General features: G+C 60.9%; 13 protein-coding genes. 5 read left to right on the forward strand and 8 right to left on the reverse strand.

Annotation, left to right across the window (positions count from 1 at the left end; genetic code table 11):
* Nucleotides 1-82 precede the first annotated feature (82 nt).
* Nucleotides 83-1,279 (forward strand): serine hydrolase domain-containing protein, encoded by a 1,197-nt coding sequence (locus tag AC2ETI_RS05665; RefSeq protein WP_483633643.1) that lies wholly within the window; start codon nucleotides 83-85, stop codon nucleotides 1,277-1,279.
* 285 nt (nucleotides 1,280-1,564) lie between these two features.
* Nucleotides 1,565-2,716 carry an MFS transporter gene (locus tag AC2ETI_RS05670; protein WP_230544065.1) on the forward strand — a complete coding sequence of 384 codons (1,152 nt, stop codon included), beginning with the start codon at nucleotides 1,565-1,567 and terminating at the stop codon, nucleotides 2,714-2,716.
* A gap of 92 nt (nucleotides 2,717-2,808) precedes the next feature.
* Here the strand turns inward: AC2ETI_RS05670 and AC2ETI_RS05675 are convergent, their stop codons facing one another.
* Nucleotides 2,809-4,434: an N-acyl-D-amino-acid deacylase family protein gene (locus tag AC2ETI_RS05675; protein ID WP_080909693.1), complete on the reverse strand. Its 1,626-nt coding sequence runs from the start codon at nucleotides 4,432-4,434 to the stop codon at nucleotides 2,809-2,811.
* 154 nt (nucleotides 4,435-4,588) lie between these two features.
* Complete coding sequence (locus AC2ETI_RS05680; RefSeq protein ID WP_153213043.1) at nucleotides 4,589-5,578, reverse strand: threonine ammonia-lyase; 990 nt, start codon at nucleotides 5,576-5,578, stop codon at nucleotides 4,589-4,591.
* Nucleotides 5,579-5,659: 81 nt separating this feature from the next.
* On the opposite strand from AC2ETI_RS05680, the gene AC2ETI_RS05685 reads away from it, so the two are divergent.
* Nucleotides 5,660-6,574: a LysR family transcriptional regulator gene (locus AC2ETI_RS05685; protein WP_153213044.1), complete on the forward strand. Its 915-nt coding sequence runs from the start codon at nucleotides 5,660-5,662 to the stop codon at nucleotides 6,572-6,574.
* A 25-nt stretch (nucleotides 6,575-6,599) separates the two neighbouring features.
* Here the strand turns inward: AC2ETI_RS05685 and AC2ETI_RS05690 are convergent, their stop codons facing one another.
* The gene (locus tag AC2ETI_RS05690; RefSeq protein WP_020969094.1) at nucleotides 6,600-7,184 is read right to left on the reverse strand and encodes a TetR/AcrR family transcriptional regulator; all 585 of its coding nucleotides are present in this window, start codon (nucleotides 7,182-7,184) and stop codon (nucleotides 6,600-6,602) included.
* Nucleotides 7,185-7,261: 77 nt separating this feature from the next.
* Between AC2ETI_RS05690 and AC2ETI_RS05695 the strand changes: the two genes are divergently transcribed.
* A complete protein-coding gene (locus AC2ETI_RS05695) occupies nucleotides 7,262-7,876 on the forward strand; it encodes an NAD(P)H-dependent oxidoreductase (protein WP_387404221.1) in 615 nt (204 codons plus the stop codon).
* Nucleotides 7,877-7,890: 14 nt separating this feature from the next.
* Here AC2ETI_RS05695 and AC2ETI_RS05700 read toward each other — a convergent pair whose 3' ends face one another.
* The gene (locus tag AC2ETI_RS05700) at nucleotides 7,891-8,472 is read right to left on the reverse strand and encodes a GNAT family N-acetyltransferase (protein ID WP_387404223.1); all 582 of its coding nucleotides are present in this window, start codon (nucleotides 8,470-8,472) and stop codon (nucleotides 7,891-7,893) included.
* Between the two features lie 76 nt (nucleotides 8,473-8,548).
* Here AC2ETI_RS05700 and AC2ETI_RS05705 point away from each other — a divergent pair, with 76 nt between their 5' ends.
* Nucleotides 8,549-9,532, forward strand: a complete 984-nt coding sequence (locus AC2ETI_RS05705; RefSeq protein WP_483633644.1) for a hypothetical protein — start codon at nucleotides 8,549-8,551, stop codon at nucleotides 9,530-9,532.
* 54 nt (nucleotides 9,533-9,586) lie between these two features.
* On the opposite strand, the gene AC2ETI_RS05710 is transcribed toward AC2ETI_RS05705, so the two are convergent.
* From AC2ETI_RS05710 to AC2ETI_RS05725, 4 genes are read right to left on the reverse strand one after another with little or no spacing between them, the layout of a single operon-like run.
* Nucleotides 9,587-10,489 (reverse strand): sucrase ferredoxin, encoded by a 903-nt coding sequence (locus AC2ETI_RS05710; protein ID WP_483633645.1) that lies wholly within the window; start codon nucleotides 10,487-10,489, stop codon nucleotides 9,587-9,589.
* A 30-nt stretch (nucleotides 10,490-10,519) separates the two neighbouring features.
* Entirely contained in the window at nucleotides 10,520-11,092 is a 573-nt protein-coding gene (locus tag AC2ETI_RS05715; RefSeq protein WP_070796130.1) for a YdeI/OmpD-associated family protein, read from the reverse strand.
* A gap of 9 nt (nucleotides 11,093-11,101) precedes the next feature.
* Entirely contained in the window at nucleotides 11,102-11,605 is a 504-nt protein-coding gene (locus AC2ETI_RS05720) for a hypothetical protein (RefSeq protein WP_387404229.1), read from the reverse strand.
* Between the two features lie 8 nt (nucleotides 11,606-11,613).
* Nucleotides 11,614-12,174 carry a TetR-like C-terminal domain-containing protein gene (locus tag AC2ETI_RS05725; RefSeq protein WP_070386976.1) on the reverse strand — a complete coding sequence of 187 codons (561 nt, stop codon included), beginning with the start codon at nucleotides 12,172-12,174 and terminating at the stop codon, nucleotides 11,614-11,616.
* Between the last annotated feature and the right edge of the window lie 87 nt (nucleotides 12,175-12,261).

Below are 12,261 nucleotides of genomic sequence, written 5' to 3' on the forward strand. Positions count from 1 at the left end.
CGACTTCGCGCGCAACATCGAACAACGATTCTTCCCGATCGAACGATGTCCCGACCCATACCAATCCTCAGGAGTTCTACTGATGCGTAACAATATTCGAAAGGGCTTCCCTTCCTCAGATCGCCGGCAGGATCGCAAACGGCACCGGACCTTTTCGGTCGTTACCGCGATGGCCCTCGGTGCCATGACGCTGGCGTCCTGCTCGCCGTCATCCGCCCTCAGTCCCGATACCGTCGGTTCTTCCTCCACCGAGTCCGACACGGTTCAACGCTCCCTCGACGCACTGGTGAGCGAGGACGGACTACCCGCCGCCCTCGCAAGCATCCAAGACCGAAACGGCAACTCCCACAACTACACCGCAGGAGTCGGTGACCTGACCACCGGATCAGAGGTACCCCACAACGGCCAGATACGAATCGGCAGCAACACCAAAACCTTCACCGCAGTAGTGGTCCTGCAACTGGTCGCCGAAGGAAAGATCGAACTCGACACCCCCATCGAGACCTACCTACCCGGACTCGTCCGCGGAGAAGGGATCGACGGCCACAACATCACCATCCGCCAACTCCTCCAACACACCAGCGGACTCCCCGAGTACGGCATACACGTCAATGACGAAGAGATCAGATACCGCTACGCCGACCCCCACGATTTGCTCGACATAGCCTTCCAACACCCCGCCGACGCACCGCCCGGAACGAGTTGGGGGTACAGCAACACCAACTACATTCTGGCCGGCCTACTCGTACAGAAGGTTACCGGCCGCCCCCTCGCCGAGGAGATGAATCGACGCATCTTCGCGCCGATCAGCCTGCGCGACACCTACTTCCCATCCTCTGGCGACATGACCATCCGGGGTCCCCATCCCAGGGGCTACCACCGCACCACACCAGACAGCCCACTGAGTGACGTCACAGAGATGGACCCGTCGTGGGGATGGGCCGCAGGGCAGCTGATCTCCACCACCTCGGACCTCAACCAGTTTCTCCACGCACTCCTCGACGGACGACTGCTCCCCGCAGCCCAACTCGACCAGATGCGTACCACCGTCCACGTCGGCGGGCCTACCGGACTCGAGTACGGCCTCGGCCTCACCAGCAGGACTCTCTCGTGCGGCGGGGTCTACTGGGGCCATGGCGGCGACATAGTCGGTTACGAGACCCGCGGCGGCATCACCGACGACGGGCGCGCCGTGAACCTTGCGGTGACTGCTCTTCCCTCGACTGCGTCCGCCACCCAACACGTCGTAGACACCGTGGACAAAGCTTTGTGCAGCTAGCTCTGGTGACAGCGTCACCCGAAATGTCCGCTCAAGTGACGCTGTACTGACCGACGAAACATTCGGTCGGTTATTGGCCGAACGGACCAATGCGGCCAACGTGTCCGCTGCCACACTTCATCAGTCCATGCGGCACAACGCAATTCAGGAGGCATGATGAAGTCGGAACGCGCCACAGTTGAGGAACCCTCGCATAGCGGCGGCAAGTCGATACAAAACATATTGGACAACAAGTCAATTCGTCGAACAACGACTATGACTGTTGGGCTGCTCAGTACGATCTGGATGATCGACATGATAGATCGCGTGATGATCGGGCTTGCACTGCCGATGATCGGAGACGAATTCTCCCTCAGTAATACGCAATTGGGCGGAGTCGTGTCGATCTTCGCCATCTTTTACATGCTCGGGCAGGTCCCCGGCGGCATGCTGGCCGACCGATTCGGACCCCGGCCACTGTTGATCGTTGCGTTGATCCTGTGGTCGGTGTTCACCGCACTGACAGGATTCGCCTGGGGGCTCGTCTCGCTGATGGTCATGCGTGCGATGTTCGGGCTCAGCCAGGGTCTCTTCCCAGCAGCGTCGTTCAAAGCTCTGGCCGAGCGAACCCGTCCGAAAACTCGCGCCACGGCCATGGGCTTCATGATCGGTGCAAACAACCTGGGCCCCGGCATCGCACCATTGATCATCGCCCCAGTTCTCATGTCCGTCGGTTGGCGGGACGCATTTTGGCTGGTAGCCATAGTCGGCGCCGTGATCGGCACAGTCGTCTGGTTGGTGCTCCCGGCGCCGTTGGACACAGAGATCACGGAAGATCCGGAGGCCGCACTGCAACCGCTCGCCAGTGAACACTCACGCGCGGCGGTATTCAAGTCCGTTTCGGTCTGGAAGTTCGCACTTCTGTTCTGCCTGGCCAACATGGCCGGATATGGGTTGTTGACCTGGGTGCCGAGCTACCTCCTCAACGAAAAGGGGCTCTCGCTGATCGATACGGGAATCTTCGCGGCGATCCCGTTCATCGTCACGGCATTGGCCATCATCGTCGGTGGACGTCTGGTGGACAAGTACTTCCACGACAGCGCGCGCATTCTGCTCGTTCCGTGCATGGCCACCTCCGCCATTCTGCTGTTCTTGATGACTACCACCGATACCGTCGCGATGTTCACGTTCTATCAAACCCTCGCGATGGGCGTCAGCGGACTGTGCTCGATGTCGATCTTCGCCCTCCCGTTGCGGGCATTGCCCGCCGAATTCCTCGGTTCCGGAATGGGTTTGATCAACGGTTGTGGACAGCTTGCCGGTTTCATCACCCCCCTCGTGATGGGATGGATGGTGGACCAGTTCTCGTACATGGCCGCGTTCGGAGTCCTGGTCGGCGCGACGGCTGCTGCGGCATTGGTGGCCATGATCGTTCCGCAAACCCCGGCGAAATTCTGAGGGCTGTCACGTGGTCCGGCGAAGTGGCCACTGAAGGGTCGTCCCATCAGTGGCCACTTCGCCGATCTGGACCTGACCCCGGTGCCAGTTCGTCACCTCACTGCATCGAACCCGTTGCGCGAGCGCCGAAGTGCGCGCCCTGCAAGCTTCCCCGTCGGCACCCCGTCCGACAGTGCCGGTTGCCCATTCACCAGAACGTGCCGCATTCCGGTCGCATACATCCTTGGGTTGTCGTATGTCGCGAGATCCTCTACCTGCGAGGGGTCGAAGATCGCCAGATCGGCGTATCCCCCTGGCGCAATGTAGCCCCGCTTCGCCAAACCGAAGTTTTCAGCAGGAAGGCTGGTCATTCGGCGAATGCATTCCTCGACTGATTGCCCGCTGGTGCCGCGGGTGTAGCGGCTCAGAATACGGGCGAAAGTTCCGAATGAACGGGGGTGGACGGGTTGCCCCGCGAAAAGGGTCTCCTTGCTTTGAGTATCGGCATCGGAACCAACCGAAACCCAGGGACGCTCGAAAGCAATTCGCGTGTTGTCCTCCGACGCAATGAAATAGGCAGCTTCGGCAGCGGGAAGAGCGTCGAGAACAGCCAGCAGCGTGTCCACCGGGTCGTGATGCCCCATCCTCCGAGCAATAGACCCCAGTGCTTCCCCCGCTCGGATACCGAGTGCCGGTACCTCGGACAAGATCACCACCCCATCGGCCCCTCCGGACGCAGCGAAGAGATTCTCCCAGTCCTCGTCCTCACGATGGATCCTCTCGCGGATCTTGTTTCGCACACCGGTCGAGTTCAGTTGAGTGCGCCCGGCCGTCGTGTCACGACAGCGAAACTCCGGTGGCAACGCGGCACTGAGCAGCGTGTTCCCTGCCTCGTACGGATACACGTCCGCGGTGATTCGCACGCCGTCCTCGCGAGCCGACTCAACCAATTGCAAGGCATCGGACATTTTGTGCCAGTGCGACTTACCAGCAACCTTGAGGTGATAAATCTCCGCACGCGCTCCTGTCGTTCGAGCGATGTCGATCAGTTCCTCGATGCTTTCGAGGAACCTCTGCCCTTCACTTCGAAGATGGCAGATATGGACGGCATCATGCCTGGCGAGCACCCGCGAAAATGCTCGCAACTCGCCGGTATCCGCATAGCTTCCGGGTGGATAGATCAGAGCCGAACCAACTCCGAGAGCTCCATTTTCAAGCTCCTCGTCGAGCAGGGCGCACGCGTCGGCCAACTCTTGTTCGCTCAACAGGCGATTGTCCACACCCGCAACCACCATGCGCAGATTCGCTGCGCCGACGAAGCTCGCCACGTTGAAACCGACGCCGTCCGTCTCCAAGGATTCGAGAAAATCGTGCAACCTCGGCCAATGTGATTGCACCCCAGACGGAATCGCACCCAATCCGAGCATCGCCGGAGTCATCGAACCCGCGACCGGTCCGAGAGACACGCCTTCACCGAAGACCTGGGTTGTGACCCCCTGATACAAGTCCGACAATCCTCGCGGGTCTTGCTGCAGCGTGAGGTAGCTATGACTGAGCACATTCACAAAACCGGGAGCCACCATGCAACCGCGAGCATCGATGTCGATCGCCCCCGACACAGCACCGATCGTTCCGACTTCCACGATCGTGTCACCCGCGATCGCAACATCCGCTTTCCTGGGCAGGCTCCCTCTACCATCGAGCACAGTCCCGTCCCGAACGATGATTGTCGGCAGCATCACGTCTCCTCCACGGTGGCCTTGCTGTCGCGAGATGCGACCCTGTTCACTCTGCTCAATCGTGGAAGCGAAATCTTGTTCCAGACACACATACCCGATGCAAAAATCGTGCCGCCCTACCAAACTGGCAACATGGTTCCGATCGTGTTATCGATTAGCTGACGACCCTGCGGATCTCACTCTCGGAGGCATTGGCGCCCGTACAGACGACGGCAACACGCTTGTCCGCGAAGGTGTTCGGATGTGCGTAGACCGCAGCAAGTGCGGCCGCACCGGCGCCCTCACTCAATGTGTGTGCGTCGAAGAGGAGAGCCCGCTGAGCGAGGGTGATGTCATCGTCCGTGACGAGCAGGAAACCACCTAGCCGTTCTCGCATGACACGTTGAGTCAATGAGAATCCGGCCCCGGTCGCGAGCCCTTCGACACGAGTGGCGTTCGGGCGCTCGACACAGGTGCCGGAAGTCCACGAGTCGTGCGCCGCTCGTGCGGCCTCCGACTGCACCGCGAACACCTCCAGGTGCGGTGCAAGCGCACTGGCGACGAGGCAAGCGGCCGCCGCACCACTGCCACCACCGACGGGGACCACCACGGCGTCCAGATCTGACTGCTGCTCGACGAGTTCGACGTACGCCGTGGCAACACCGGCGAGGATTGCCGGCTCATTGGCGGCGCTGACGAGACGCAGGCCGTCACGTTCGCTGATGAACTCTGCGTGAGCGCGTGCCTCGTCGAAGTTTGCGCCATGCTCGATGAGGTCGGCCCCAAGCATGCGGACAGCGTGAGCCTTGACCGGATTCGCCCCAGCCGGCATCACAATTACGCACCGCACGCCCGTATACGCTGCGGCATACGCCAGGGACTGAGCATGATTTCCCGTCGAGTAGCCGATGATGCCTCGGGCCCGCGTCGGCTCATCGAGTCCAGCCACCAGGTTCAGTCCACCACGAACCTTGAACGCACCTGTGGGTTGCACGTTCTCATGTTTGACAAACAACTGGCTGCACGAGCCCGCTCCCAAGGTCGGGTGCGATATCAGGGGCGTGACCGGTAGGTGGCGTCGGACAACCTGACTTGCACACTGAATGTCCGCCCAAGTGGGTGGTTGTAGCCCGGTTGTTGCCGCGAGATCAGGTGCCTGTGTCATGTGGATCACCCTGTCAAACACTGATTCATAGGTCTAATACATGTTTTCGTCGAAAGCATCGAAATCCTCTATGATTTCGGCATGCTCGATCTAATTCGGCTGAGGGTCTTGGTCGCTGTCGCGCAGGAAGGATCGGTGACAGCCGCCGCCGATTCGCTCGGTTACGCGCAGCCCTCCATCAGTCACCACCTTCGACAGCTCGAATCGGAAGTCGGAGTTCCGCTGTTCCAGCGAGCCGGTCGTGGGCTTCGTCTGACGGATGCCGGTGCGGTACTGGTTCGGCGCGCCACGGAAATTCTCGGTCACGTCGACGCTGCCGTAGCCGAAGTCGAAACGTACGCGGGACTGAGGGCGGGGCGGGTACGACTTGCCGCATTCCCGTCAGCCCTGGCGAGTTTGATTCCGCAGGCGATGGCAGCGTTCACATCCCAGTACCCCGACGTGTCCATCAGCCTCGTTGATGCAGAACCACCCAAAGCACTTGCAATGCTTCGTAACAACGACGTCGACGTAGCTGTCGTTTTCGCACACGCGGATACCCCGGATGTGGGGCTGAAGCACGTCACCCTAACGACGTTGCTGGACGATCCGTTGTACCTGATCACCTCTGCGCGGAATGCAGATGCCGCCAACGAGATCACGGACTACGCCGGTGAGACCTGGATTGCAGGCTGTCCGAGCTGCCGCGCCCACCTTCTCACCGCCTGCAATCGAGCTGGGTTCGTTCCACGCATCGAGTTCGAGACCGACGACTACGTCGCGGTCCAAGCGCTGGTCGCCTCCGGAAGCGGAGTCAGCACCCTTCCCGCCCTCGCTCTCCATGCACATCAGAACCCGGGTATCCGCGCACACCGCATTCCCGGCGAGCGACGCACTGTCTCCGTCGCAACCTACGGGAAACCTCCGCTCGCTCCCGCCATCGACGCGTTCGTCAGCACCCTCGCGGCGACATCCGACTCCGTGCGAGAGCGGTTCGAACTGGATGGGCACCTGTAGGCGATGAGATCACGGCTGCACCGCACTACCCAGTCAGTGATGGCCTGCCGACGACCGCGACGATCAGCGCGGCAAGTTCACCTTTGGCGTCCTCGGGCGAGAGCACTCCGACTACCGCCGCGTGCGAGAGGGCCTCTGCAGCACCGAATATCGCAGTCATCGATGATTGTCCAAGCCCATCGGCGCTGAAAGGAGCCAGCACCTCGCGACAACGCTCTGAATAGGCGCGTTCCGACTCGCGCTTGACCTGCTCCAGCTCGGGCGAGCCCTCCAGCGCTGCAAGCACTCCCGTCAGTTCACGCCCCTGTGCCAGTGAACATCCGACATAGGAGTCGGCGATGGCATTCGCCCGCCCGTTCACAGACTCCTCCGCAGCTTCGAGGTATTCCCCGAGCATCACCGTCTGACGATCGTCGAATTCCTTGAAGAGGGCCGCCAACAGCGCAGCGCGGGAGGCGAAATGGCTGTAGACGACCGGCTTTGCAACGCCGGCACGTTCAGCCAACCGGCCGAGGGTCAGCGCATCCGCGCCCTCCTCTCGCACCAGTGCCCACGACACCTCCACGAGTTGTTCGTACCTGTCGGCCCGCGACAGTCTCGTTCGTGCCATCGGACACCTCCTTGCGCTATATACCAATAGTAACCTACTCTTAGTACATAAGCGCACCATCTACCGAAGGAACGCTCATGACCACACTCGTCGTAGTCTCCCACTCCGATCCACAGTCACTTACCCAGCATGTCGCCCGTTCTACCTCCGACGCGATCCGCAACCTGGGCGGCGATGTCGACATCGCGGACCTACATGCCGAGAATTTCGATCCCCGATTCTCCAAAGCCGATGTGAACCTGTTCCGCGGCAAGGGAACTCCCCCGGCCGACGCTGTAGCCGAGCAGGACCGAATCGATCGAGCAGACGATCTGATTCTCGTGTTTCCGATGTACTGGTGGTCGATGCCCGCACTACTCAAAGGTTGGATCGATCGAGTCTTCGTCAGCGGATGGGCGTACGAGTTCACCCCGGGAAGCGAATTCGTGAAGAAACTGGACCGACTCACGGTCCACCTGATCCCGGTCGCGGGTGACGACGCGGAGAGTTTCGAACGCCACGGTGTGTACGAGGCCTTCCAGACACAGATCGAGCGCGGCATCATCGAATACTGCGGTGCCACACTGGGATCGACAACATTCGTTCACGAGTCGGACACGAAGAGCCGCGATACCCTCGCCGCAGAAATCCAAGACCTCAGCGAAAGCATCGCTGCCCGTGTCGCCTACCCTGCGACCGTGGCTTCCCGTTGACGGTCAGACATCGGTCAACTGACGCTTGACCGGCCCGTGACTGCCCAGTAGCGAAGCGTATCCCCCGTGTGACCGAGGTTGCGCGACAACTGATCAGCTGGGCGCACGCTGTCGAGTAGACCACCACACCCTTCGATTGCCTTACGTGAACCCGCGTTCGTTTCGTCGCAGGTAATCAGGACGCGACTGAGCCCCACCGTGTCGCCGGCATACGTGAGCACTTCCCGCAGAGCAGCCGACGCTATCCCTTTCCGGCGTTCCGACGGCCGAATCCCGTAGCCGATATGACCACCAAGATCAGCCAAGAACTCATTCAAGCTGTGTCGCAACTGGATAGCACCGAGATACCTGCCGTCTCGCACGATCCACCAGTTGGTTGCCGGGACAATGTCGGGCCCCGGCAACGCCTCGGGCTGCGCCAACAACTCCTGCACCCAGTGCCCGAACCCATCGCGGGAGGCAAGGTCGAGATCCAGACGTTGCGCAACTCCCAAGGCCGAGCCGGGCTGATCCGCCCGCGGTCCGCCCCACTCGTCACGCGACTCCAACCAGGACACCCACAAGGCCTCGTCAGGCGCAACCAAATCGACTGTCATAGCAGCGATGCTACGTCGCACCCGCAATGGTCGAGACTTCGCCTCAATCCATCGCAAAAGCACATAGTGTCGATGTATGAGTGGACGATTCACAGCTGGGGTCTTTATCGTCGTCGTCAGTGTCGTCGCCGTTGCGTTGGTTTGGACCGGCGTTCGAGACTATGAATCTTTCACTCCACCGGTCGCGACGGCGGTCGATCGGGCAGACTGCCTCGCCCCTGATATCACCGCCGCGCTCGTAGCCCCCGAGGCACGCGACAGCAGCATCGCACTTCGCCCCGAGGGAAGTGGTTACCCGCCTCCCGATTTCAGCCCCGTTGCCGTTGTTCGATGCGAACGCGGAGAAACGTCCGACGGTGGGTTGACCATCGACTCCATACGGCTCGAGGGGGACATCCACGCGGTGGACGATGCATTCCGCGAACAGTCTCGTCGATTTCCTGCCAACGTCCGGGCCGACTGCGCGTACCGTCTCGTCCCGCCAGCCGGTTTGTGGCTGGTAGACGAAGCAGGAGCAGCCATACGCCCTACCTGGCCGACCGCGCCATGCGGCCTGCAAGAGAAACCGCACGCAGCCCTGAACCGATTGCAAGAGGACAGCCGCGAACAACACTTGGTCGACGGTGTGTCCGCCGATGATGCGGGAATTTGCCCCGACTCGATCGGACAACCGTTCGCGACGACCACTGAAGCTGACATGAGTCGCATGGCAGAACACGAAGACACTCACGCGCGCCCACTGACGGAAACAGCTTTGGCTACACCGATTTCCGACGTCGGCAGACTACAGGTGTGCCGCTATTCCACCGAACCGCCGCTGCCCGAGTCCCGAATCCGCTTGTCACGCCAGCAGAGTACTGATCTGATGGAGGTTGCATCCACCGCGCCACCTGCAGGCCCATGCGATCTCATCGCCCATCGCATCGCTTCGATCGACGTACTTCGTCCCGACGGATCGGGCGGCACGCGGATGGCAGTCGAACTCGACGGATGCCAACGCATAAACCTCCTCGGACAACGTCAATTACCGCCCGCAGTCATTGCGCTCCTGTTGCAGTAGCGATGACCCACACCCGAGTTCATCGAGACTGATCGTATGAAACCGACGATGAAATCACAGGTCTCGAATCGACGTGACCACAACTGGCCTGACCGGCTTGGGTGCCGCGCCGCAACTCGGTGGACGCGGCGCGAGTTCGGAGACTGCCGTCTCCACGGCCCATCGCCGGCCGTCCACATGTGCGACGACGGATGTCCCGTCACTCGCCTGCTCGATGACAGCCAAGTCGTCGATTCCGCAGCTTATTTGTTGTCGTACGGCAATTTCCGAAGCCTGCCCCGCAAGAGACCAGCAACTCCGTCCACGCAGGCCTGGCAAATGGACCTGATCTCGGGAAGCCACCTCCACGGCCGTGACACTCTCACCAGCGGACAGACGGCCGTACGTATTGCCGCTCGGCAGCAGGATCATCGACGGCGCAAATCGGTGCCCGCCAGTATGCGAACACTCCCACACCTGGGGTCCGAAGGACGACATCAGCGCTGCGGCAATCGGCCTGCCGAACACAGCGCAGCATTGGTCACGCTTACCGTGCGCACAAACCAAGACGACTGGCTCGTCCACCGAGTCGCCCAATCCTGGTGGAGGGCCGTCGAGTAGCGCGAAATCGATGTCGAGCAGATCAGCCGGTGAATCGATGCGCAACCGTTCGCACCACGAGTCGCTCGGATCGGAGCGCGCGAGCAAGACCGTGTGCCCATCAGTCAGCGGATCGGTGCGGCCTGGTCGCCGAATGAACATGATTCGTACGTCGGCAGCATCAGCTCGCCGACTCAGCTCGGCGGCAAGCTCCTCCCCCAAGGCCGTACCGTCCAGCACGTCACGGCCCCAAGCGGCATTGAATTCGAGGCATACCCAACCCCGCACGACGGCAGCGCTGCCTGCCAACGGTTCGTCAACAGCAGACAGCGCGGAACAGGTCTCGGCTTCGATCACGAGCCCTATTGTGTCAGCCACGTTGAAAGTCGATCAGCCATCCCAGTCAGCTCAGTAGAACTTCTTGCCCTCCGCGAGTTGGTTCACGAACTTCTCGATCCGCCTGGCGCGTGTCTCCGGCCGCTTTGCCTCCTGCAGTCGGTACGCGATGGTGAATCGATTCGTGGAATTGAGCGTCGCGTAGAACTCGCGAGCCTTCGGGTTTTCCGCAAGCGCATCGAGAAAGTCCTTCGGGACCTCGGCCTTGGCTGCTCCCTCGTACGCGCGATCCCAGCGACCGTCGGCCTTGGCCTTCTCTATCTCAGCGATGCCGGATGGCTCGAGAAGTCCCGCAGCGTCAAGGCGGGCGACTATCTCGACGTTGCGTTTGGACCACGGACTCCGCGCAGTGCGACGCGAAAACTTCTGCACGAAAAAATCGTCGTCGATTCGCCGGGAGAGGCTGTCGATCCAGCCGAAGCACAGGGCAACGTCCAACGCTTGGTCGTAGTCGATCGAACTGTGTGACGAGGTCTTCTTGGCCATTTTCAGCCAAAGCCCGGGGACCGCCTCGTGGTTCTCGCACAGCCATCGACGGAACTCTTCTCCGTCAGCGAAGTATTCGGTACCGAGTTCGACTGCCATCAGTGCTCCTCATTTTCGCGATACCCATACTCTGACAAAACCCTGCGACAAATATCCGAAAGTTCCGAGTGCGAGTACCCATTTGGCAATACTGACCGTCGAGGCGGCGCGAACCCTCGAGTCGGTGATGCTGTCGCGATGATCGAGGAAATGGAGGCCGATCACGTTCTCGACATAATCGCCCGCCGCCGACAGCACCGGCGCTACGGCAAGCGCGCGCCGAGTTGCGACCGAAAGGGGAACCCGCTCTCCGAGCCGCTTGCCTGCGGACCGCAAAGCCATCGCGTAGATCGCGGGATGTACGAAGTCCGGGTAGTAGTGACTACGAAATCGCGCCCTGGCCTCCGCTTCCATGGAGTCCAAGATCTCGAGGTACCGACGAGCGGAAAACGCCGTCTGCACTTCCAATACTTTAGGAGCCACCGGCCCGAGTAAACGCGCAATGTTTGCTTGTGAGACAACAAAAGCGGTGGTCCACAGTGCCATCGTCTTCGCAGAGCCGGTTAGTGCCATGCCGTCGATCATTTCACTATTGGATCAACGCCGACGACAAGTGCAACCAGTTTGTCGAGTTCGATACGAGGCTCGGTGTTCTGGGAAATCGCTGCCAGCCGGATCGGCGAAGCTAGTGCCGCGAGAACAGTATCTGGATCAGTACCGTCCGGGACCTCGCCGCGTTCGATTCCACGGTGAATCATGACCGCTGCCGCATCGAATCGGGCGCGCCAGAACTGTGCGCGCGCAGCCAAGATTTCCGCGTCGTCGGTAGGCATCACACCCGTACGGGCCAGTGCCAATCCGGTGTCTGTCGCGAGCCAATCTTGGAGACTCCGAGCAAAAGTCCGAAGATCACCGAAGAGTGTCCCGGTGTCAGGTATCGCCAAACCTGCATCCGTGAACTCGCGGAGAGCATCCACGACCAGCAAGTCGACCGTCGCCCATCGGCGGTAGATCGACGTTGGATGAACGTCCGCTTCGACCGCTATCGCGGCGATCGTCACCGACTGCGGTCCTAGTTCAGCAACCTTTCGCACAGTCGCTTCGATCACGGCCGTTCGGACCGCTCGGCCCCTTTGCTTCATGGCCTCATTGTGCCAACCGCGACACCCCGTCATATCGCAACAACTACTTGCGATATGTTCGATACTAGGGCGATTCCTTCAACCAGT

This window comes from Rhodococcus sp. MurmanLake-1 (assembly GCF_056945715.1).

Excerpts from the sequence above, each read along its gene's own strand:
- AC2ETI_RS05665 (WP_483633643.1), top strand. The coding sequence starts at position 83 with ATGCGTAACAATATTCGAAAGGGCTTCCCTTCCTCAGATCGCCGGCAG.
- AC2ETI_RS05670 (WP_230544065.1), top strand. The coding sequence starts at position 1,565 with ATGATCGACATGATAGATCGCGTGATGATCGGGCTTGCACTGCCGATG.
- AC2ETI_RS05675 (WP_080909693.1), bottom strand. The coding sequence starts at position 4,434 with ATGCTGCCGACAATCATCGTTCGGGACGGGACTGTGCTCGATGGTAGA.
- AC2ETI_RS05680 (WP_153213043.1), bottom strand. The coding sequence starts at position 5,578 with ATGACACAGGCACCTGATCTCGCGGCAACAACCGGGCTACAACCACCC.
- AC2ETI_RS05685 (WP_153213044.1), top strand. The coding sequence starts at position 5,660 with ATGCTCGATCTAATTCGGCTGAGGGTCTTGGTCGCTGTCGCGCAGGAA.
- AC2ETI_RS05690 (WP_020969094.1), bottom strand. The coding sequence starts at position 7,184 with ATGGCACGAACGAGACTGTCGCGGGCCGACAGGTACGAACAACTCGTG.
- AC2ETI_RS05695 (WP_387404221.1), top strand. The coding sequence starts at position 7,262 with ATGACCACACTCGTCGTAGTCTCCCACTCCGATCCACAGTCACTTACC.
- AC2ETI_RS05700 (WP_387404223.1), bottom strand. The coding sequence starts at position 8,472 with ATGACAGTCGATTTGGTTGCGCCTGACGAGGCCTTGTGGGTGTCCTGG.
- AC2ETI_RS05705 (WP_483633644.1), top strand. The coding sequence starts at position 8,549 with ATGAGTGGACGATTCACAGCTGGGGTCTTTATCGTCGTCGTCAGTGTC.
- AC2ETI_RS05715 (WP_070796130.1), bottom strand. The coding sequence starts at position 11,092 with ATGGCAGTCGAACTCGGTACCGAATACTTCGCTGACGGAGAAGAGTTC.
- AC2ETI_RS05720 (WP_387404229.1), bottom strand. The coding sequence starts at position 11,605 with ATGGCACTAACCGGCTCTGCGAAGACGATGGCACTGTGGACCACCGCT.
- AC2ETI_RS05725 (WP_070386976.1), bottom strand. The coding sequence starts at position 12,174 with ATGAAGCAAAGGGGCCGAGCGGTCCGAACGGCCGTGATCGAAGCGACT.